Origin of the sequence: Bacillus sp. JJ1566 (assembly GCF_036962685.1) — a bacterium.
GTDB lineage: Bacteria > Bacillota > Bacilli > Bacillales > Bacillaceae_L > Ferdinandcohnia.
Genome location: NZ_JBALOP010000015.1, coordinates 10,165 through 33,382, shown reverse-complemented (window position 1 = coordinate 33,382; position 23,218 = coordinate 10,165). Strand labels below are relative to the sequence as shown.

Genomic DNA, 23,218 nt, shown 5'->3' with positions numbered 1-23,218 from the left:
TGCCATTTGGAGAAATAACAATTGGTATCAAATAGGGGTGCAATGTAATATTATAATGACAGAAGGACTAATTTTATTCGAAAATCCTAAAAGCTGATTTACGTCTAAAGACAATGGAGTGAGTATCTTGTGTGTATCTAATCATTTTGTAGAACTGCAAGCATATGAATTGAGTGAAAAAATTCGGGAAAGTTCATTATATACATTTGTAAGGTTTGAAAAATCGAAAAATAATAATATGGGATCTGAAGGAGAAGGACTGGATTTAATTACACAAGTTATCTTGCAAGATAACGATGGGGCACTTTATCCGGTTGAGCCAAATCTGAACGGATTAAGGTTTGCTAAGAAGGAAATCACTTATAACGAATACAAAAAGCTGCAAAGTAAAGAAACATTTACCGCCTTTTCAATTTTCTTTCTAGCTATTGGCGTTTTTAGCATAGGTATGGTTGGCTTCATTAAATTTTTTACTTAGTAAAACTTTTCGATAAAAACAGGCGGGACTGGTATGGGCATTTCTACAAATTAAAATGGTTCATATAGGAAATTGATTTGTTAGCATTCTTCTTGTTTGTACAAGACAATTAAGGGGCTGTCCTAAGTCAGAACAATAACTTAAGGGACAGCCCCATGCATGTATATTCTATTAATTTGGTTTATTTACCATTGTTAATAATAATGTGTGGAACTGCAACTAGGTTACTTTCATTTCCAGCTTTATCAACCACGTAAGCTTTCATCTTATGAATTCCCTGTGAAAGTGATTGTGTTTTGATCACAGCAATCCCACTCTCATTCGCTTCACCAACACCAACATTTTCATCATTATCGACAATGAACACTGTTGCGCCTGGCTCAGTCTCAATCGTTATTTCAGGTGTACTATTGTTTGTAGACAATGGTTTTACTGGGTCTACAATGTTTGGAGCTTCTGGAGCAGTTTGATCAACAACCAATAAAAGCTCTCCATCTCGGCTCACTATGCCATTTTCATAGAAGGATCTGAAGGTTAGCTCGTGTTCACCCTCCGTTATTCCATTGAGCTGTATGGCTTGTTCTTCTCCTGAAGCTTGTACTGTTGTAAGAACCTCATTCCCATTATATACATAAATGGTAGTACCTTTATCACCTTTAATGGTAATTGTCGGATTTGATTCGGCAGTATATAATGTGCCATTATCTGCATTTACTATTTCTGGTGCGGTGTCATACGCCTCATAAATTAACTCGATGTCATCATAATAAGCAGTTGCTTTTCCAATTTTTGTGACATTCGCATAGATTCGTGCTGTCGCAGCATTTTTCGGTGCTTTTTTACTGACAGTCACTTCTTGCCAACTACCTTTGTTACTAGAAATATAGGCAGGTGCATCTTCTAATTGGTTTCCGTTTGCATCAAAGAAACGGAGAATGAAGGTAGCAGAATCGCCGTCTTCAAAATAGACCTGGGTTTTCGCTGTATAATTTTGATTAGGTATCACTTGAATTGGGTCGGATATTACGGCGACAGATCCTGTTTGGCTAGTATCATTTAATAACAGGCTTCGTTTGCCACTAAAACTGCGTTCGTCTGTCACTGTGAAGGTTGCATCTTCAGCATCCCATGTGTACCCCCAACCAGGTATTTTTCCGTCCACCAATGATTCTTCAAAACTATGATTATTTACTTTTACATTCACTTGAGTCGTTTCTGGTAGTGTGCTACCTTCACTATCACGAACATAAGTAAATAATTCTGCACCACGGCTAAAGTAAATATTTCCTTCTTCATCTTTTGCGTATAGGGAAGCATTGTCATCTAGGATATCGACTTCCCAGCTATCTGGATTAAATTTAAATAATCGACCTAAAGATGTTCCATAGAAGTTGCCATCCTCATCATAATCTAGGAATGCACCTTTCCAGTAGTGGCTGATTCCATCCCAGCTATAGCTAAATAACTCCTTGGACTGAAGCACCTCACGAGTTTCGGGATCAAATTTAAAGATTTTACCGCGGGTCATTCCCCATAAATAACCTTCGTCATCAAACTCAAGTGCACCAATTCCTCTTTCTCCTGGGATCGGAGTACCTTCGTATACTTTTTCTTTTGTTTCTGGATCAAAAATAAATAGCTTTGCATCATCAGCGGTCGGAGTACTATCTAAACCACCGTACACGCTGGTACCACCGTAGATTAATCCATCCTTGTATTGGAGAGAGATAATACTCTGATCTTGAACCACATTTCTAAAGGATTCATGTTCACCTGTAGCTTCATTTATTATGGAAAGTGTTCCACCTAATACACCATAATCAGGAACAGTACCTACAAAAACTAGGCCATCACCTTCTGCCCAAGCAAATGGGCGATCCTGTTCCAACCCTTTTAATGAAAAAAGAACCTTTGGATTGGTTTGTTTTTCAGAAACAGTAGGGTCATGTTGATAAGGAAGGGTAGGGTCATATTGATAAATATTGGCGCCAGGATAGACACCTAAATATAAATAATTCTCTGTTGCGATAATACCTTCCCCTTGTCCAAATCCAGTGAAACTTGTAATTTTATCCTCTGTTGTAGAATAGTAGGCGAATCCACCAGAATGGTAGCCACTGGAATAGATATTTCCGTCCGGACCTAAGGCAATTGATTGAATGGAAATCGGTTGTCCTTCAATTTGCGCTGTCATTTCTTTTGATTGACCCGTTGTTGGATTATAAATCCAATAGGTTCCATTAAAACGTAAGCTTGTTAAATTCAACCCTTCAAAGCCTGGTTCATCGAGTTCAATCCAGCCAAACCCTTTGCTGCTCCATGTGTCATTAAGCTCTGTCGCTGATAATTCAAGTGTGTCTAAATCATAGGAATGGATTGTATTTCCTTTGTGAAAATAGACTTTATTATCTGCATCGAGAGGGGAGACCATGCTACCCTTTACTTGCTTGATTTCATCAACCCACGTTTTATTGACGAGGTCATAAACTAATAGAGAACTAGATTTTTCTACCCGGGTAAATAAATAATCACCACGGATATCTACGTCATAAGGGGTACCTTCATCTTGGTTCTCCTCTGGTAGAAGGATTTCAGTTTTTTCTCCAGTGGTCGGGTCATATTCGATTAGGTGCTGCTCAATTCCGAGACCAACATAAAGTTTACCATTATACACTTGAACATCTCTTGCATAGCCTGAACCTTCAGCCATTGGGCCGAAATCAGTGAAGGTATTGTCTTCAGGATCATACATAAATACCTTCCCATTTGGGTACGTTCCGCCATAAATACGGCCATTTTCATCAGAGGTGATGCCCCAAGTTGCTGATTCTGTTGCTGTTGCGCGTCCAAGATCCTCAAGTTCATCTGTTTGCGGGTCATAACGGAAGAGGTTAGTTGTATCAGCGAGATACACCAAGCCTGAAGGATCTACGGTTACTCCCCAAATCGAGCTTGTATTGTTTAATGGGTGACTCGAAATTCTTTCACCAGTAACTGTATTGATCACGTTAAATACTCCAGAAGAAGCAACAAAAGTGGCCTGTGTTCCATTTGGGCCTTCTCCATAAGCACTCGAGAAAATTCCGATGGTGTAATGTGGTACACCTAATTTTTTTACAGATCCTTGTGTCCCGTTTGTTTCAGCATGGGTTTTAATAGGTTGTGTTGTGATAAACATTGGCGAAAGCAAGACAAGTGATATTAGAATAAAGAATATTCGCTTCAAGTTTTTAATCTCCTTATTTATTGAATTTTTAAATGCCGCGATCTAATAGGACGAATGTATGTACTACATAGAACTAAGAGGTCGCGGACAAATGATAGACAATTAATTAAATTTAGGTAGCCAATCCCCATGTGCTTCTATGAGGTCATCACATAACGAAACAATATCATCTAAAGACAGTTCTGCAGCTGTATGTGGGTCTAGCATAGCAGCCTGATATATATATTCTTTTTTCCTCGTCATGGCAGCTTCGATTGTAAGTAATTGTGTATTAATATTTGTTCGATTTAAAGCCGCTAATTGTTCTGGGAGCTCGCCAACATAGGTAGGAGCAACTCCGCTTCGGTCAACAACACAAGGAACTTCCACACAAGCTTTTTCTGGTAGATTGCGAATCAAACCACCTGTGTTTAAGACATTACCCCCAAATTTAAAAGGTACATCTGTTTCCATTGCCTCAATAATGTGTGAACCATATTCATGTGTACGTTCATGCGTGAGATTTTCGTTATTTACCAAAACCTCACGCATATTTTTCCAGCCTTCAATTTGATTGACACATCTCCTTGGATATTCATCCAATGGAATATTCAAACGGTCAATTAACTCCGGATATTTGCTTTTAATAAAGTACGGGTGATATTCGGCATTATGCTCAGAGGACTCAGTGACATAATAACCAAAGTGTTTCATTAATTCGAAACGAACCATATCATCATGTTTCGTGTTTTGCTTTACCTTTGCTCTTTGCTTGATTTCTGGGTACAAGTCTTTTCCGTCACGGGTAATTTCTAATAGCCATGCCATATGATTAATACCTGCAATCTTCCACTGTACTTTATTGTTTGGCATATCCAAAGACTTTAGTAGTCTATCAGCACAGACCTGGACACTGTGGCATAACCCGACTGTTTTAATATTGGTATACCGTAACATCGTACCGGTCAAAACGGCCATTGGGTTTGTATAATTTAAAAGCCAAGCATCTGGACAAACCTCTTCCATATCTTTGGCAATATCCATGAGAACCGGAATCGTCCGTAAGCTTCGAAAAATGCCGCCGATTCCAACTGTATCGGCAATGGTTTGACGTAGGTTATATTTTTTAGGTACCTCAAAGTCAGTGATTGTACCCGGATTATATCCACCTACATGAATCGTGTTGATGACATATTTCGAATTTTTTAAGGCTTGTTTACGGTCTGTATAGGAAGCAATTTTCACAGTTGACTTAAGACTTTTCTTTAAATTCATCAACATGGCTTCCGATTCTTTTAATCTTTCATGGTTGATATCAAATAATGCAAATTCAAAATCTTGAAGTGCTTCTACAGTCATGCAATCCCCAAGTAGGTTTTTAGCAAAAGCTGTACTTCCTGCTCCAATGATGGTTATTTTTGACATTAATGTTTTCCCACCTTATTTACGCGAATTTCCTGGGTTCTTTTGTTTTAGTTAGATATCGAGCTCTGTTACTTTGCCATTTCAGCTTCAATTGCTTTCTCTGCAGCATCAAGTGCTTCCTGTGGGGTTTTATCTCCTGCCATCATGGCTTGTAATTCTGCTTGAATTAATGGCATGATTGCTCGACCTTTTGGATGGATTACCCCAGGTAGTGCGTATTGTGTGTTCGCTGCAATATAACTTAAAGGTTCACCTTCAGCAAAAATATCTTTAGCCGATTCCCTTGTAGGTATAAAGTTTGTTAAAGAATTAAATGTTCTTTGATTATCTGCATTTGTAATTGTTTTTAAAAACTCAGCTGCTGCATCTGGATTATCACTATTAGAAGCAACAACAAACATTCCTGTCGTCCCATAAGCGTATTGTTCCTTATTTTTTAGTGGTGGCGAAATAACGAAATCAAAATCGCCCTCATCTTGTAAAACAGAGATTAAATCGGCCGATCCCATTACAGCTAATATTTTTCCGCCTAACCATAATCCGTTATGATCTGTAGCCGTTATTGAATCCTCCGGAATCCAGCCTTTTTGATACATGTCATTAATCCATTCAAAGGCTTCCAAACCTTCTGGACTATTGATCAATACTTCATTGTCTTCGTTTACCACGTTTCCGCCTGCCTGCCAAAGCCAAGGATATAATGTGTGGTTCATGGATCCACCGCCTGGATAACTCATGGCATAATATCCATTCGCATTCGCTTTTTCAGCCCATTCTTTAAATTCATCCCATGTTTTCGGAAGATTATTTGGATCTTCACCTATTGCCTTAATAACATCGACATTATAAAAAAATGTTGTTGCTTCCTGTAAGATGGGTAGGCCGTAAGTTTTACCTTTCCACTGGGTCGCCATCAATGCTGTTTCTACAAAATCATCCATATCATTGTCTTTTAAATAGGGATCAAGTTCTACTAACATACCCACATCAGCATATTGTGGCATTTGGTCTGGAATGACATAAAAAATATCTGGACCTGTGTTAGAAGCAAGCGCGGTAAGTATTTTCTGATCACGATTTGGCCATGGTATGGTTTCAAAATTTACTTTTACATCATATTGGTCTTCAAAAGAAGCAATCATTTTGTCCCACATCTCAGTTTCCGCTTCCGCACCACCCGTATATGGGTGTGCCCAAACCGTTATCTCACCAGAAATACCCTCAGCTGTAGCAGGATCATCATTATTGCCTTCTGGCGGTGTTGAACCTTTATCGGCATTACATGCGGCTAGTATCAATCCAAAAGTAAATAAGAGCACTAAAAACAATAAGCTTTTCTTTTTCAATTTGAATACCTCCTTAGGGTACTTTTAAAAATAAAAATCTGTTCAAACGAAAAATCTAATAAACTTGTATTTTTGACCCTCCTTTTTCTATCGGATTGGAAACGCTATCAAAATAAACCGCATTCATATCGTAGAGTATTTTAAATATTGTGACAAGTCTATATAGAGTCTTTAAATAAAATAGGAAAAAAAGCCCAAGTGACTATCTTCCTAGATGATTCGCGGTCCTTTTTTATGTTTACGCATTGGGGAAGGTTTGTGAAATAAAGGGTCATTGTCGACATAAATATAGATAAAAAGGGTAAAAGGAGGCGTAACGTGACTTTTGAGAAGCTTTACAATGGTGGGTATATCATCTATTTTAGACATGGTGAAGCAACAGTTGGAGAAGATCAACCGAATTTGAACTTTAATAATTGTGGGACGCAGAGGAATTTAAATGAGACAGGTAAAAAACAAGCTATGTTGATTGGTCATGTTTTTAGAGAGAAAGGAATACCTGTCGAGCCGTTCATTATTTCAAGTCCTTATTGTAGAGCACTTGATACCGCAAAATTAGCATTTCCCAATAACCCAATCCGTGTTGATTATTCATTAGCCAAAATTCTTGATTTAAGTAAAAGTCCGACCCTTACTATTGATGAAAAAAATGCAATATTAGATGATTTTAGGCAACTGGTAGAGCTTCCACCCTTACCAGGGCAAAACAGAGTAATCATTGGACATAGTTTTCCAAAGGATGTAGAACTTGGCGATATAGATTATATGACTGGTATTGTGATTAAACCTAAAGGTTGGGGAAATGGATATGAAGTCATAGAAAGATTAGACTTTAAAAAGCTATAATATATGAAAAAGAGGACTTCCCAGTTGGTGATGGTCCTCTTTTTCGTTAAAATTTTTTTACGAATTCTGGGTTTTTGCCATGGACTAAAACCCGAAATGGACCTTCTTCACTTTTGCAAATATTCTTGAATGACGTTGACAACCATTGCATGATCCTCTTCATGTGGTAGCCCTGATACTGATATCGCACCAATGACACCCGTTGATTTTAAAGTAATAGGAAATGACCCGCCAGATGCAACATAGTCGTGAGAACTTAATCCAAATCTCTGACATAAGTCTTGTTCCCTTACTTCCATTAAAAGGGCCATTTGATACGAACTTTTAAAAAAGTGGTAGACAACATTTTCTTTTTTTCTTAGCCAGTTATCATTATCAGGAGTTGCCCCGGCTAATGAACAGTGGAAAAGCTGCCGTCTGTTTACAGAAATACTAATCGCTATTTTTAAATTGTCCAGCTTCGCCTTTTGGTAAAGGCGAGTTCCAATTTCCATAGCATCGTCACTTGTAAAAGAATTAAAAAGTAACTCCGCTTCCTGCTGTTGTACTTCACTAATCAAATTTGTTATAGCTTCCCCCATGTTAACACATACCCCCTGCTGTTTTTTTTACCTTAATGATAACGTTAACATAATTTTAAACGATAGAAAACAAGTGTTTTTCACCTATGATAGACATCCAAGTTTGATATTTCCAAGATCTTTTTCTACTTTGATTTTCCAGTTTTCTCGACAAGTTTCATGGTGTCTTGATAAAATGTGTTCAAGCATGGTATAAGTGTTAAAGAAGCAGAACCTTTTTGCTTTTTAATTTTGGGACAAGAGTTGGTCCTGGTGTCCCATAATGAGAGGAACTGAGTTTTATTATGAACGATAATTTTTGGCGTGATTTACCACGGCCGTTTTTTGTACTTGCACCAATGGAAGATGTGACGGATGTTGTTTTCCGCCATGTTGTGAGTAAAGCAGCCAGACCTGATGTGTTTTTCACAGAGTTTACTAACACGGTTAGTTATTGTCACCCAGATGGGAACCAAAGTGTTCGTGGGAGATTGACTTTTACAGAAGATGAACAGCCTATTGTGGCTCATATATGGGGAGATCAGCCCGAATACTTTCGGGAAATGAGTATTGGGATGGCGGAACTTGGGTTTCGTGGTATAGATATCAATATGGGCTGTCCTGTACCGAATGTGGCATCGAAAGGGAAGGGAGCGGGTCTGATTCTCCGTCCTGAAGTTGCAGCAGACTTAATACAAGCAGCAAAAGCAGGTGGATTGCCTGTAAGTGTAAAGACAAGGCTTGGTTATTCGGAAATCGAAGAGTGGCGCGACTGGCTGACACACATATTGAAACAAGACATTGCGAATCTTTCCATTCACCTGCGTACAAGAAAAGAAATGAGTAAAGTAGATGCGCATTGGGAGATGATTCCGGAGATCAAGAAGCTTCGTGACGAGATTGCACCAGATACACTTTTAACGATCAATGGGGATATTCCTGACCGTCAAAAGGGCTTGGAGCTTGCTAATCAATATGGTATTGATGGGGTAATGATTGGGCGTGGAATTTTTAAAAATCCATTTGCTTTTGAAAAAGAGCCAAGGGAACATAGCAGCGAGGAATTGCTCGATCTCTTAAGACTACAGCTTGATCTCCATGATCAATATTCAAAATTAGAGCCACGTTCATTCAAACCTCTACATCGCTTTTTCAAGATATATGTCAAAGGGTTTCGAGGGGCGAGTGAATTAAGAAATCAAATGATGAGTACAAAATCAACAGATGAAGTGCGTGCATTGCTTGATAGCTTTGTGATAGAGAATGTGGATGGGACGTTGGAACAGTAGAATTTTTAAACAATCAGAAGCTATTTGAACATATAATAAGGCTTTGAGATGCAAATCTCTAAGCCTTTTTTTCACGAAACACTCGTAAGTTTTACAAGTTCATTAGAGCTAAAAGCGAGTCTAATACATAAGCGGAGAAATTTCGCTTATTTAGGAAATTGAATTGAAAATAGATCAAATAGACGGAAGGATTCCGACTATTTACTCGAAAAACGTAAAAATAGGTAATTTTGCATTGCTTAATCGGAAAATTTCCGCTTAAATCACTGAACTGAGCTCTATTCGGCAGAATAACCGGAAAGTCTCCGCTTATTGAAGAGTTTCTTTGTTTGCAGGGATTATTTTAATCCATATTCCAATTAAAAGTGCCTGACCCCTAGCTCGAATTTTTGTTTCCCCATCATGGTGGAAGAGGGTGTAAATTAGTTCCTACTTTTTTATCTGAAGAATGTAACAAGCACCATCATCTGCAAAATAGAGGTATTCCCCGTAAAGAACATTAAAAAACATATTTTCTTTGTCGTATAGTAGCTTTGTTATTTTATCAAACCTTTTCATTAATTGTTCAGATGGATTTATAATGATATCTTCACTGTAATCTGTTACAACAAATCCCTTAGGATTGGATTTCTTTTCGGGTTTCAATTCTACATACCATTTTCCATTAAGAAGCATTGTATTTGCTGTCATAGAACGCTTCCTGTTTCGTACTGTCCAAGTATTTCTACAATTACATCGATGAATTTTACACTTCATTCCCCAACCTTCTTTCACTTTGATTATAAAAATGAGAAGGGTCTCGATAGGACCACCGTGTACTTTCATGAGTTGTTGAATGAACCGTAAAGATGAATTAAGATTGGCTATAACTTAGAGGATGGTAAATATAAATACGCTGGAGTCTAAGAATTTATGCCTTTACTTCGGGAGCATCATTTTATATGGTAGGTACATTACAATAGAAAGAGGGATTCCTATGAATATTCTATGGGATTTTGACGGAACATTGTTTAACACTTATCCAGCCTTGGTCGAGGGTTTTATCCATCTAAGCGGCAGGGATTTGGATCCTAAGGAAGTACTGAAGTGGCTGAAGGTCAATTCGAAGGTAGCCTTTCAGCATTATGGAATTGATGAAAGCAAGCGAGAAGAATACATTACATTATATAATCAGTATTCCTTTGATAGCCAGCCGTTTGAACATTTAGAAGAGGTTTTACAAGCTGCTGATGACAATTTTATCGTCACGCACCGTGACAAGGAATCTACCCTGTTCCTTCTGGAAAAGTTTAAGTTATTACATTACTTTAGGATGGTTGTTTCGGTAGAGGAAGATGGCTTTATTCGAAAACCTCATTCAGCTTCCTACCAACATGTGATTAAGGAACATCCGATTGATTTAGTGATTGGTGATCGCGAACTAGATTTAATTCCTGCTAAAGAATTAGGCATCAAAACGGTTGCCTTTGAAAATCTTGATATTGAGGCCGACTTTCACATCGATAACTATGCTGACTTCAGAACGAAGATTCTTCCTTATTTTTAAAAAATGATCTGATTATGCAACTTTCTATATTACTGTTTCGTAGTTATACTTGGGTTGTATTAGCTGATTGAATAATGAAGTGAGGGATTTATAATGATTAAAATTGGGGTTATTGGACTTGGTGACATTGCACAAAAAGCGTATCTTCCAGTTTATAGTGGATTAAAGGAGATTGAGTTTCACTTTTACACAAGAAACCAAGAAAAGTTACGAACAATTGCCAGCCAGTATCGGTTTGAACATATTCACTCTGACCTCGAATCCCTGGTTAATAGTGGGATTACGGGTGCTTTCGTCCATTCGTCGACATCCTCTCATGAAGAAATTGTTCAGTTCCTTCTCGAGCGTGGAATCAATGTGTTTGTGGACAAACCAATTACGGACAATTATGAAGGTGCTAAAAAGCTTGTTGAACTAGCAGAGGACCAAGGTCTTATTCTTACGGCGGGATTTAATAGGAGATTTGCCCCTTCGTATGTAAGGTTGAAGGAAGTTGAAGAGCCTAATATGGTTGTTGTCCAGAAAAACCGCAATAATCTACCTGGTGAGCCGAGGACGTTTGTTTTCGATGATTTTATCCATGTAGTCGATACGATGAGGTATTTATTTCCGCACCCGATTGAAGATATACAAGTGAATGGCCGCATGGAAAATGGAGCCCTGTACCATGTTGTGATTCAATTTATCAGCGAAGGCGGCACGGCAATTGGCATCATGAATAGGGATAATGGAGCTACTGAGGAAATTGCCCAGGTTATGGGTCCGTTGGAGAAGCGGACGGTCACGAATGTATCCACCTTGGTCATTTCAAAAGGTGTGGAAAATATCGAGGTTCGAAGCAGTGATTGGGAGCCAACCTTGTTTAAAAGGGGCTTTGAGCAAATGGTTAAATATTTTATTCATGCCGTCCGCACAAATTCAGAACCTAAAATTTCAGCATGGGATGCTCTGGAAACCCATGAAATTTGCGAAGAAATTCTTACGAAACTAGCGGAAAAGAAGTAATAGGGCACATGAAATTAAGAAAGAAATCTAAATTTCATAGGTACTATTATGCTGTTAACTGAGTTACTTATACTTTTTATGGCAACACGTTTGGTGTTTGGGTTGGTTTACCTAATAGTCGGAACAACAGATGATGAGTATTTAACGAAATCTTCGATGCACGTACTGAATGCTACTACTAGATCAGATGTATTCTTTAATAAACTAGTGAGAATTAGCTTTGGACCCGCCCCAAAATTAAATGTGGAAACAATGAATATGCCTTTTATAAAAAGAAAATCAAAGCAATTATGGCTAGTGGTTAAAATGATTGTTTTATATCCTATTATTTATTATCTGTTTAAGTGGGTTCTTGGAGTATTAGGTATTCCTGATATTGTATTGTTTTAATTGGATGAATAACGGTGTTGGTCAAGATAATTATCGCAATTTCCTAGACTTTAGATTTCAGGCAAGATGGTTGAGAATATGTTCGGCAAAAGTGCAAATAAGGTAGACTATCAAGCAGCTTGGTTACAAATCTATATTAGTTCCTCAGATAAACATATTGAACAAATCAATTGAATACGAAAATGAAACCCAACGTGTTAATAAATTTGAGTGGGTTTCAAAATTTTCATAAAGAATTGGAGAGATTTTTATGAATCAAATTACAGTCTATACAACAAATACTTGTCCGTATTGTACGATGATGAAAAATTTCTTGCAGGAGAATGGTCTACCATTTAAAGAAGTAAACGTCCAGCAGGACCAGAGTGCTGCAAACCGATTAGTTAAAACAACAGGTCAAATGGGAGTACCTCAAACTGAAGTAAATGGACAATGGGTATTAGGATTTGATCCGGAAAGAGTAATGGAATTAGTAAGTAAATAGAATTTTTTCGTTTATGTTATTAACTTCAAAAAATGAAATGTTTAAACTGAAATGAGCCTCAAACAATCGAGGTTCATTTTAGTTTATTGCGAATGATTCACCTTGCTACTTTTTACTTTACCTATAGTACTGGCTTTATGGCTAACCATATGGTAGAAAGTTTATATGAATGGCAGAAGTATTTGGAACAAAAGCAGTCATATAGTGATTATCGCTATTGAGTTAAATGACCCTGAAAGTATTCCCCTTGTCAGGAATGGCTAGACTTGTTGTAAACTAAATAGAATAGCTGAAAAATCCAGAAAGGAGGACAAAATGCCTGAAATCAAAGATGAAATTATTTTACGAGGGCTTAAAGAACATAATTTAAAAAATGTAAATTTAACCATACCAAAGGAACAAATCATTGTATTTACGGGACTTTCAGGCTCAGGGAAGAGCTCAGTTGTGTTTGATACAATAGCAAGGGAAAGCAGAAGGCAAATGACTTTAAACTATCCTCTCTATGTCAGGAATCAAATGCCAAGGTATGAAAGACCGCACGCAGATCTTATGCAAAATTTAAGCCCGGTTGTAGTAGTGGAGCAACGACAAATAGGAGGCAATTCCCGTTCAACGGTAGGCACCTATATGGATATCGATCCATTAATTCGACTTTTATTCTCGAGAATAGGAAGCCCATCAATAGGTTCTGCTACCGATTTTTCCAGTCATAGTTCCTTCGGTAGATGTCCAGAATGTGGCGGATATGGGGAAGTGATTGCGCCGGACTTGAATAAGATAATTGATTTTGATAAGTCACTTCGAGAGTATGCCGTGAAGTTTAAGCCATTATCGCCTTCAGGTTGGCAGGGGAGATGGATGATGACCGGTGGTTTATTCGATCCAGATACACCTATCAAAGACTACTCAGAAGAACAACTACAGCTTCTACTACATGGTCCCCCAGAAGGTGAAAGAGTATATGCGCCGTTTCACACAAAGAACGGACCTCAACCACATGAGTGGGACGGGTTATTGCCTCGGTTCACGCGCCTTTATATAAATAGAGACATCTCAAAGCTTAAAGAAGTATCCCAGGATGACGTCCTAGCAGTATCAACACATTCACTATGCCCAACCTGCCATGGTTCAGGTCTAAATCCAAAGGTATTAGAATGTAGAATAAATGGCCGAAATATTGCAGAATACGATCAATTAGAGCTTCCAGAAATTCTAGAAGAACTAACGAACATAAAAGATCCTATGGGGGTATCAATCGCTCAACAAGCAATCCCTCATGTAAAACAACTAATTGACATGGGACTAGGTTATTTGAGTCTATCAAGAAAAATGGGCACCCTGTCCAGTGGCGAGGCACAAAGGGTAAAAATTGCTCGTCATTTAGGGAGCAGTCTAAACAATATTACATACATATTCGATGAACCAAGTGCAGGACTCCATCCGGAAGAAGTCGATATGCTAATACAGATGCTAAAAAGGCTCAAAGCCCAGCATAATACGGTAATCGTAATCGAACATAATCTATCGGTCATAAAAATAGCGGATGAAATTATCGAAATGGGACCAGGAGCAGGAGTAAATGGAGGAGAGGTTGTCTATCAAGGAAAATTAGCAGGGCTCAGAAACTCTCCCACCGCAACAGCCCTAAACCACAAGCTGAAAGTAAACAAAAATCCAAGGGATATAAAAAGATATTTTACGATAAACAGAGCAAGTAACAATAACTTAAAAAATGTTAGCGTAACTATTCCTAAAAATGTTTTGGTATCTATCTGTGGAGTATCGGGTTCAGGTAAAAGCTCATTAATGTTGGAGGCGTTTGCGAAAAAGTATCCTGAAACGATAATGGTCGGACAAGGCAGCATAGGAATTTCCAACCGTTCGACTCTGGCTACCTATATGGGAATTATGGACGATATTCGCGCTATATTTTCAAAAGAAACAGGACAACCAGCGGGTTTGTTCAGTTTTAACTCCTTAGGAGCATGTCCTATCTGTAAAGGAAAAGGAGTTATAACACCAGACGTAGCATTTGCAGATCCAGTGACAATCGCTTGCGAAACATGTGGCGGTACAAGATATTCAGATGAATCATTGTCATATCGATATCAAGATAAAAATATAGTTGAAATTTTAGATTTAACAATAGACGAGGCTATTGATTATTTTAAAATACCGAAAATCATAAAAAGAGTGCATACACTAAAAGAAGTAGGATTAGGGTATCTGACCTTAGGACAGACGACTAGTTCCCTAAGTGGAGGAGAAATCCAACGACTAAAACTTGCAAGCCATCTACAAAAAGAAGGACAAATCTATCTATTAGACGAGCCATCCTTAGGACTACACAATGAAGATAACGAAAAGCTTTTAGACGTATTTCAAAATCTCGTAAACAGAGGGAATTCCGTCATCATCATCGAACATAATCTAAACTTAATAGCAGCAAGCGACTGGGTAATCGAATTAGGTCCAGGTGGAGGAAAACAAGGTGGACAAGTTATATTCGAAGGTACACCCGAGGAAATGTTACATGCAAAGACATTGACAGCGAAATGGTTAAAAGCTGGAGTTGGAAACAATTCACTACAAGGTAGAGGAGGCTTACTATGAATATTGGTTTAATTGGTGCGGGAGCCATTGCTACTTTTTTGTTGAAAGAAATCAATCAAAACCAACACGAAAATTTACGGATTAAAAGTATTTTGGTACGAAATAAGGAAAAATATCAGTCGTTGGAATCAAGCTTTGATGTGAATTTGTTTACTGACCTCGACGCATTTCTTGATTCAGAAATCGATATTGTTGTCGAGGCAGCAAACATAGACGCAGTGAAAACCTTGTTGCCATCTGTTATTCGGAAAAAGGATGCAGTGTTAATCAGTATTGGTGCACTTGCGGACGAGTTATTGCTGACAGAAATAAGTGATCTTGTTAATGAGTATAAGAATGTCATTCACTTGCCGTCTGGTGCAATAGGAGGTTTGGATTTATTGCAAAATGCCCACGCCCTTGGCACAGTTACCAGCGTTTCATTGACTACTCGTAAACCTGCAAGGTCATTAATTGAGGAACCCGTCGATGAAGCGAAGATTGTATTTGAGGGGAAAGCGGTTGATGCCATTAAACAATTTCCGAAAAACATGAATGTCTCCATTGTCCTGTCATTAGCCGGGTTAGGGATAGAGAAGACAAGTGTATCACTTGTGGCAGATCCGCATATTGAAAAGAATGTACATCAAGTGGACATAAAAGGAGATTTTGGAGAAGCAACCTTTACGATTACGAATAACCCATTTCCGGAAAATCCAAAGACGAGCTATTTAGCCGCAATGAGTATACTAGGAACATTAAATAGAATGGATGGGAAACTAAGAATTGGTGGGTAATTCAGCGCTTCAAAACATCTACACTACTTATAATGAGTTTTTAAATTTATTCAATTGAGGAATAACGTGTAAAATAAAATTAAGATAGTCAACATGACAAGGAGTGAAGGGAAATGAAAACTTATTTTACACCATTTAGATTTGATAACGGCGTAGAGCTTCGTAATCGCTTTGTGATGGCGCCGATGACAACGTATTCTGGGAATCCAGATGATACAGTATCAGATGAAGAATTAGCGTATTATGAAGAGCGTTCATATGGAGTTGGAGCAGTGATAACGGCATGTACATATGTAATCGCAAGCGGCAAGGGTTTCCCGGGTCAATTTGCGGCGCATACAGATGCTTATATTGAAAGTTTACGCAAAGTGGCACAGGCGATTCATAAAGGCGGTGCCAAGGCGATTTTACAAATTTATCACGGTGGTCGTAAGTCGCCTCGTGAACTTGTGCCAAATCATGATGTAGTCAGTGCAAGTGATACAATAGCGGCAGATGGGGAATTAGCGCGTGCATTAACAGTTGAAGAGATTCGAGAAATCGTGAAAGCATTTGGTGAAACAACGCGCCGCGCTATTGAAGCGGGCTTTGATGGCGTTGAAATACACGGTGCAAATACGTATTTACTGCAACAATTTTTCTCTGGTTTTACAAACAAACGCACTGATGAATACGGTGGTACACTTGAAAAACGTATGCGTTTTCCGTTAGAGGTAGTAGCAGAAGTGAATCGCGTAAAGCAACAATATGCAGATGATTCATTTATCGTTGGCTATCGGTTCAGCCCAGAGGAGCCGGAAGAAGATGGGATTACCCTCGATGATACGGTACAGCTTGTAGATCGTTTAGCAAATGAGCCGCTTGACTACCTACACATTTCACTTGGGGATTTCCGTTCATTTGCACATCGCTATAAAGGTGAGAAAGAAAACCGCATCAAAATCCTACATCGTGTCATTGATGGCAGAGTACCTCTCATTGGCGTAGGCTCCATTTATTCGAAAAAAGATGCTACAGAAGCTGCGGAAACAGGAGCAGAACTACTAGCATTGGGACGGGAATTATTAATAGAGCCGCATTGGGTTGAAAAAATGATGACAGGGGAAGAGGTCATTACCGAAATGGATATGACGCGAGATAATGTCATTCCTGGACCGATGATGCGCATGATGCAATCACGTCCAGGCTGGGTACCTGGCGTAAAATAACAAATAAAAAAGGGAAAGAGCGAGCCTTTAAGGTGTCGCTCTTTTTTCACTATTTTAAAAGATTTAAATGTTACAATAGAGGTGTGCACGAAACCGCAATCAATCGCATTAGAATAGATAAATATTTTTTTGGGAGGGTCGCATGAATAGTTTAAAAGATTATAAGCAAAATTGGGAACAGTTCATTTATGAAGATGATTTAAATTCAACTATCAATCCAATTGTTAAGCTTTCATGGCTTCGTTCAAAATGGATGGGGATCGACCCCTTTCGTACAGAGGGAAAAATGAAATCCTTAGACCTTGAAAAATATAAGGAATTAATTAGTGTTGCTACACCCTTAACGGAAGGTCTTTATTCCATTGTTGAGGGATCCGGGTTTTTGGTCATTATTTGCAATGAGCAAGGGCAATTATTAAAGGTAATTGGTGATAAAGAACCAGTGGATCATGCAAATAGGATTGGTTTCATTGAAGGAGCCGATTGGAGCGAAGAAGAAATGGGAACCAATTCCATCGGTACATCAATCGTGATTGATTCTCCACTTCAGATCGTAGCAGAGGAGCATTATGCAAAGATTTGTCAATCTTGGACATGTTCGGCAGCCCCTATTCATGATAGTAATGGAAAGATTATTGGTGTTCTGAATATGTCTGGACCAAGAGAAAAGGTTCATTCCCATACTTTAGGAATGGTTGTATCAACAGTTAAAGCGATTGAATATCAATTGAAATTACACGAAAACATGCAAAGTATTTTAATGATGCAAAAATTCCTTGAAGCAGCTACAAATAATATCGATGATGCTATTGTCATTACAGATACTCAAGGGAAAATTATTATTTCAAATGATCAGTTTACAAGTTTATTTGATATTAACAAGAGTCAGCAGGAAAATAAAAAGCTAAGTACTATTTTTGCTAATCAACTATTAACTTCAACCAATAAAGAGCGTTTTTTGGACAAGGAAATATATATAAAACGTCAAGATTTGCAACCAAGTATTCATTGTATCGTTAGTAAAATACCGATATACCAAGATAACAGATGGCTTGGTTCGATGATTACACTAAAAGAGATGAAAAAGGTTCGTCATCTTGTTAATCATTTAACAGACCATCGAGCTAAAGTCTCGTTTAGTGAAATTATTGGTGAATCTCGTGCATTTTTGAATAAAATGCAAGAAGCAAAACTAGCAGCCAAAACAAGTTCTACTGTCCTTATTTTAGGAGAAAGTGGAACAGGCAAGGACATGATTGCACAAGCTATTCACAATGCAAGTGACCGAAAAAACAAGCCTTTTATCTCGATTAACTGTGGGGGTATCCCACGCGATTTATTAGGCAGTGAACTTTTTGGGTATGAGGAAGGTGCCTTTACCGGTGCAAAAAAAGGGGGAAGGCAAGGGAAATTTGAGTTGGCTGATGGAGGAACTCTGTTTTTAGATGAAATAGGGGAAATGTCATTGGAGATGCAAGTGCTTTTATTACGTGTTCTTCAGGATAGAGAAGTCGTACGAATTGGCGGACAAAATGTTATTAATGTAGATGTTCGAATTATCGCAGCAACCAATCGTAATCTTCGTAAAGAGGTGGAAAAAGGCAGTTTTAGGGAAGATTTATTTTTCCGATTAAATGTTATGCCTATAGAACTACCGCCACTTCGAGAAAGATTAGCTGATATCCCTCTTTTGGTTGAATTTTTCATCCGTCAGTTTAGTAAAACCCTTGACCGATCAATGCCTATTATTGAACCAGGATTTATTCACGCGTTAATGAAGTATAGGTGGCCTGGTAATATCCGGGAATTACAAAATATTTTAGAGAGAACAATGAACAAAAGCTTGAATGATCGTTTAACTTCACAAGATTTGCCGGATGAAGTCTTTGAAAATAGCCATCAACATACAAATGAGGAAACCGTTGTTCTAGATCGTAATGAATTAAAAAAGCAAGCAATCGTCCATGCGTTGAAAAAACATAAAGGGAATATCCTCCATACATCAAAATATTTAGGGATTGCAAGAAGTACATTGTATCGGCAAATGAAAAAATATAATATCCAGTAATTGGTGTAGCGTTTTGTATCAAAGTGTAGCGCTTACATTTTAGAGGAGTGTCTCAAAATGGGACAGTTCTCTTTTTTTATAGGTAGAATGCAATTTTTAAGTAATCGTGAAAACCCTCACAAACGGGGCCTGAAAATATTTTTTCTCGATTTTTAAAAAGTTGGCACGCTTCTTGCATTATTAATTAGTGTAACAATTTATTAGAGAAAGCAAAGGAGGAAATTGAATTGACTATTTCTATTGAACAACTTAAATGGATGTATGAAACAATGTACAAGATTCGTTATTATGAAGAAAGTATGATGGATGCTTATGCTGAAGGAAAAAATCCTGTTTTTAATATTGGACTAGGTCCTGTACCTGGTGAAATGCATTTATCCAATGGTCAAGAACCAGCGGCAGTGGGGATATGTGCACATTTAAGAAAAGAAGATACTGTTTCATCTCCACACCGCCCACATCACCATGCCATTGCAAAAGGTGTTCATTTGAAAAAAATGACGGCAGAAATGTTTGGTAAAGTGACAGGCTTAAGCAAAGGAAAAGGTGGACATATGCACATCTTTGATCCAGAAGTTAATTTTTCCTGTGGTGGTATTGTTGGAGCTAATATTCCTCATGCTCTTGGGGCTGCATTAGTTGCGAAAAAGAGAAAAACAAATGATGTAGCTGTTGCATTCATAGGCGAAGGTGCAGCAAACCAAGGTGCTTTCCATGAATCTTTGAATCTAGCTGCACTTTGGAATCTTCCATTAATCGTTGTTGTTGAAAATAATAATTATGGTATTTCTGTAGCGAAGGAAGATTCAACATCCATTGCGTCAAATGATCTTCGTGCGTCAGCATATGGTGCCAAAGGCTATTATGTAAAAGATAATGACCCAATTGCGATGTACGAAGCATCAAAAGAGGCTGTTGAACGTGCTCGTAATGGCGAAGGTCCATCAATCATAGAAATCGAAACATATCGTTTCCTCGGACACTTCCAAGGTGACCCAGAATTGTATCGTGAGAAAAAAGAAGTGCCAGAACTAAAAGAAAAAGACCCAATTTTAAAATTACGTAACCAGCTCGTTTCTGAATTTAACGTATCTGAAGACGATGTAGCTGCACTGGAAAAGAATGCAACGGATTTAGTAGACGAGGCTTATCATTTTGCTAGAGAAAGTGAATATCCTAAACCAGAAGCAGCATTAGAAGACTTATATATTTAACTTTATTCAGCAGGATTCAAACCCAAGCTGAAATTAATGAACTCAGACTAAGAACACCACATCGTGTGGCAACGTCTGAGTGACCAACATCGTGTTGGCCTAAAGCCTCCGGCGGAGACATGCGATTTTTAAAGGTAATTTTTCGAGCAAGCTCGAAAAAATCTGGGCGCAAATACGCCAAGGCGCATTTGATTGAAAAATTAAAAGGAGAGGTGTCTATTATGTTACAAACAAAGAAACGTTTATTAACTGGAAATAAAGCGCTTTCCGAAGCGATTCGTTTAGAAATGGAAAAAGATCCAGAAGTTTTCGTTTTAGGAGAAGATGTCGGCAAATATGGTGGAATTTTTGGTTCGACTGAAGGATTGTATGATAAATTCGGGCCAGAAAGAATTATGGACACACCTATATCAGAAACTGCATTTATCGGGGCAGCAGTGGGAGCAGCGGCACAAGGAATGCGTCCAGTCGTAGAATTAATGTTTGTTGACTTCTTTGGTGTTTGTATGGACCAAATTTACAACCAAATGGCAAAAATTCCTTATATGTCAGGTGGTAATGTAAAACTTCCAATGGTTCTGATGACGGGTGTTGGTGGTGGTTACAATGACGCAGCGCAGCACTCTCAAACTTTATACGCAACATTTGCCCATATGCCAGGTATTAAAGTGGTAGCACCAACCACACCTTATGATTTAAAGGGGATGATGATCTCAGCTATTCGAGATGATAATCCAGTTGTTTTCATGTTCCATAAAACACTTCAAGGTCTAGGCTGGATGGATCAAATCGACGCTTCATTAGGACACGTTCCAGAAGAAGACTATACAGTTCCTCTTGATAAAGCAAAAGTTGTTCGTGAAGGAACAGATGTAACAATCGTAGGTATTCAAATGACAACCGTCCAAGCGCTTGAAGCAGCGAAGAAATTAGAAGAAGACGGAATTAGTGCAGAAGTAATTGATATTCGCTCACTTGTTCCACTTGATAAAGAAACAATCTTAAACTCTATTAAAAAGACACATCGTTTAATGGTTGTTGATGAGGATTATCTATCTTATGGTTTAACTGCTGAAATTGCTGCTCTAGCTGCAGAACATGGCTTATATGACTTGGATGCACCGGTAAAAAGAATGGCAATCCCTGATGTGCCAATTCCATACAGTCGTCCATTAGAGCAATATGTATTGCCAAATGCAGAAAAAATTTATAAAGCGGCTCGGGAACTAGTAAATGAATAAAAACTGAAGGAGAGGAGTATCACATCATGGCAATCGAAGTAAAACTACCTCGTCAATCTGAAGAAAACGATGAAAGCTTAATCACCTTCTGGCATGTGTCAGAAGGTGACTATATCGAAAAAGGACAGACATTAGTAGAAGTTCAAACAGCCAAGGCTGTATCTGAAATAGAAGCACCTGAGTCTAGTTATATTAAGGAAATTAAAAAACAAAGAGGCGATACGGTTAAAGTTGATGAAGTCCTCGTTATCCTGGATACAAATTCCTCAAGTGAATCTGATGCAGAATTGGAAGCAGCCACAACTGTTGAAGAATTGGAAAAACCTGAAGAATTAGAAGCAGTGGTTGAAGTCAGAGCAACTCCGAGAGTGAAACGACTTGCCAAAGAACTTGGCGTGGACTGGCAAACGGTAACACCAACTAGCCCAGATGGAAAACTAAGCTTGGAAGATATTCGAGAAGCGGCGAATTCCTTAAATCAACCAGTTGCAAAAGAAGCAAATGTTGAAAAAGTGGATATCCAACCTGTTGAAAAAGTTGAGAATAAAGTCCGAACGGTTATTGCTCCACCATCTGTCCGTAAATATGCACGTGAACATAATATTAATTTAGATGAAATTGAGACATTGCAACCAAATGGAAGAATAACAAAAACGGATGTGGATCGCGCACTTCAAGCAAATGTAGAAGGTTCAACATCTCCATCAACAGTTGATGAAATGATTCCATTTACAGGTATTCGCAAAGTAATCTCGAATGCAATGGTTCATGCCAAAACAACGATTCCACATGTTACCCATTTTGACGAAATTGAGGTATCCCGTCTAGTTGACCATAGACAAAAGACGAAAGCATATTTCAGTGAGGAAGACGTTAAACTGACATATCTTGCGTATATCGTTAAAGCCTTAACGAAAGTACTTAAGAAGTATCCAATGTTAAATGCTTCACTGGATGATCAAAAAGATCAAATTATACTTCATAAACACTATAATATGGGAATTGCGGCTGATACTGAACGTGGATTAGTAGTTCCAGTAATTAAAAATGCTGATCAAAAATCACTTTTTGATATTGCCAAAGAGATTCAAGAACTTTCTAAAAAGGCAAGGGAAGGTTCGATTAAAGCAGATGAAATGTCTGGCGGTACTTGTACAATTTCAAATATAGGTTCAGAAAGAGGAGCTTGGTTTACTCCTATTATTAATGCACCACAATCCTGTATTTTAGGATTTGGTCGGATTGAGAAAAAAGTCGTTGTCATCGATGATGCAATTGAAATTAGACCAGTGATGGCCCTGTCCCTAAGTTATGATCACCGCTTAATTGACGGTGCTACTGCACAGAAGGCTGTAAATGAATTTAAAAAATTGGTTCACGAACCTGATTTATTATTAGCCTATTAATGAAAAGGGCCTGCTCCCCATTAAAGAGGGGGCAGGCCCTGCTTTGGGATTCGAACTTATTTTCGTATTTGTTGGTTTCAATCTGTCTAAATAAAGCGTAGATTTGGACTCTATG

General features: G+C 38.2%; 19 protein-coding genes. 14 read left to right on the top strand and 5 right to left on the bottom strand.

Going from position 1 to position 23,218, the window contains the following annotated elements:
* Positions 1 to 127: 127 nt before the first annotated feature.
* Positions 128 to 478, top strand: a complete 351-nt coding sequence (locus tag V7112_RS07505; RefSeq protein WP_335417318.1) for a hypothetical protein — start codon at positions 128 to 130, stop codon at positions 476 to 478.
* Between the two features lie 181 nt (positions 479 to 659).
* On the opposite strand, the gene V7112_RS07500 is transcribed toward V7112_RS07505, so the two are convergent.
* From V7112_RS07500 to V7112_RS07490, 3 genes are all read right to left on the bottom strand, one after another.
* Complete coding sequence (locus tag V7112_RS07500; protein WP_335417317.1) at positions 660 to 3,704, bottom strand: Ig-like domain-containing protein; 3,045 nt, start codon at positions 3,702 to 3,704, stop codon at positions 660 to 662.
* A gap of 102 nt (positions 3,705 to 3,806) precedes the next feature.
* Positions 3,807 to 5,108: an alpha-glucosidase/alpha-galactosidase gene (locus V7112_RS07495; protein ID WP_335417315.1), complete on the bottom strand. Its 1,302-nt coding sequence runs from the start codon at positions 5,106 to 5,108 to the stop codon at positions 3,807 to 3,809.
* 68 nt (positions 5,109 to 5,176) lie between these two features.
* Positions 5,177 to 6,454, bottom strand: coding sequence for a sugar ABC transporter substrate-binding protein (locus V7112_RS07490; RefSeq protein ID WP_335417313.1), 1,278 nt, complete (start codon positions 6,452 to 6,454; stop codon positions 5,177 to 5,179).
* 318 nt (positions 6,455 to 6,772) lie between these two features.
* Here V7112_RS07490 and V7112_RS07485 point away from each other — a divergent pair, with 318 nt between their 5' ends.
* On the top strand, positions 6,773 to 7,300 hold the full coding sequence (locus V7112_RS07485; RefSeq protein WP_335417310.1) for a histidine phosphatase family protein: 528 nt from the start codon (positions 6,773 to 6,775) through the stop codon (positions 7,298 to 7,300).
* A 107-nt stretch (positions 7,301 to 7,407) separates the two neighbouring features.
* Here the strand turns inward: V7112_RS07485 and V7112_RS07480 are convergent, their stop codons facing one another.
* Positions 7,408 to 7,881: a heme-degrading domain-containing protein gene (locus V7112_RS07480; protein WP_335417308.1), complete on the bottom strand. Its 474-nt coding sequence runs from the start codon at positions 7,879 to 7,881 to the stop codon at positions 7,408 to 7,410.
* A 284-nt stretch (positions 7,882 to 8,165) separates the two neighbouring features.
* Between V7112_RS07480 and V7112_RS07475 the strand changes: the two genes are divergently transcribed.
* Positions 8,166 to 9,149 (top strand): tRNA dihydrouridine synthase, encoded by a 984-nt coding sequence (locus V7112_RS07475; protein WP_335417306.1) that lies wholly within the window; start codon positions 8,166 to 8,168, stop codon positions 9,147 to 9,149.
* A gap of 429 nt (positions 9,150 to 9,578) precedes the next feature.
* Here the strand turns inward: V7112_RS07475 and V7112_RS07470 are convergent, their stop codons facing one another.
* On the bottom strand, positions 9,579 to 9,839 hold the full coding sequence (locus V7112_RS07470; RefSeq protein ID WP_335417304.1) for a hypothetical protein: 261 nt from the start codon (positions 9,837 to 9,839) through the stop codon (positions 9,579 to 9,581).
* A gap of 286 nt (positions 9,840 to 10,125) precedes the next feature.
* Between V7112_RS07470 and V7112_RS07465 the strand changes: the two genes are divergently transcribed.
* The 11 genes from V7112_RS07465 (at position 10,126) to V7112_RS07415 (ending at position 23,103) form a co-directional block, all read left to right on the top strand.
* Complete coding sequence (locus V7112_RS07465; protein WP_335417302.1) at positions 10,126 to 10,695, top strand: HAD-IA family hydrolase; 570 nt, start codon at positions 10,126 to 10,128, stop codon at positions 10,693 to 10,695.
* A gap of 93 nt (positions 10,696 to 10,788) precedes the next feature.
* Complete coding sequence (locus V7112_RS07460) at positions 10,789 to 11,700, top strand: Gfo/Idh/MocA family protein (protein WP_335417300.1); 912 nt, start codon at positions 10,789 to 10,791, stop codon at positions 11,698 to 11,700.
* Positions 11,701 to 11,802: 102 nt separating this feature from the next.
* The gene (locus V7112_RS07455; RefSeq protein WP_335417297.1) at positions 11,803 to 12,090 is read left to right on the top strand and encodes a hypothetical protein; all 288 of its coding nucleotides are present in this window, start codon (positions 11,803 to 11,805) and stop codon (positions 12,088 to 12,090) included.
* Between the two features lie 250 nt (positions 12,091 to 12,340).
* Positions 12,341 to 12,574 (top strand): glutaredoxin family protein, encoded by a 234-nt coding sequence (locus tag V7112_RS07450; protein ID WP_335417295.1) that lies wholly within the window; start codon positions 12,341 to 12,343, stop codon positions 12,572 to 12,574.
* A 315-nt stretch (positions 12,575 to 12,889) separates the two neighbouring features.
* Entirely contained in the window at positions 12,890 to 15,190 is a 2,301-nt protein-coding gene (locus V7112_RS07445) for an ATP-binding cassette domain-containing protein (RefSeq protein WP_335417293.1), read from the top strand.
* Complete coding sequence (gene nadX, locus V7112_RS07440) at positions 15,187 to 15,966, top strand: aspartate dehydrogenase (protein ID WP_335417291.1); 780 nt, start codon at positions 15,187 to 15,189, stop codon at positions 15,964 to 15,966. The genes V7112_RS07445 and nadX overlap by 4 nt, the downstream gene beginning before the upstream one ends.
* A gap of 113 nt (positions 15,967 to 16,079) precedes the next feature.
* Positions 16,080 to 17,174, top strand: coding sequence for an NADH-dependent flavin oxidoreductase (locus V7112_RS07435; protein ID WP_335417289.1), 1,095 nt, complete (start codon positions 16,080 to 16,082; stop codon positions 17,172 to 17,174).
* Between the two features lie 142 nt (positions 17,175 to 17,316).
* On the top strand, positions 17,317 to 19,242 hold the full coding sequence (locus tag V7112_RS07430) for a sigma-54-dependent Fis family transcriptional regulator (RefSeq protein ID WP_335417287.1): 1,926 nt from the start codon (positions 17,317 to 17,319) through the stop codon (positions 19,240 to 19,242).
* A 257-nt stretch (positions 19,243 to 19,499) separates the two neighbouring features.
* Positions 19,500 to 20,456 (top strand): thiamine pyrophosphate-dependent dehydrogenase E1 component subunit alpha, encoded by a 957-nt coding sequence (locus tag V7112_RS07425; RefSeq protein ID WP_438823875.1) that lies wholly within the window; start codon positions 19,500 to 19,502, stop codon positions 20,454 to 20,456.
* Positions 20,457 to 20,677: 221 nt separating this feature from the next.
* Positions 20,678 to 21,697, top strand: coding sequence for an alpha-ketoacid dehydrogenase subunit beta (locus tag V7112_RS07420; protein ID WP_335417282.1), 1,020 nt, complete (start codon positions 20,678 to 20,680; stop codon positions 21,695 to 21,697).
* 26 nt (positions 21,698 to 21,723) lie between these two features.
* Positions 21,724 to 23,103, top strand: a complete 1,380-nt coding sequence (locus tag V7112_RS07415; protein WP_335417280.1) for a 2-oxo acid dehydrogenase subunit E2 — start codon at positions 21,724 to 21,726, stop codon at positions 23,101 to 23,103.
* Positions 23,104 to 23,218: the final 115 nt, after the last annotated feature.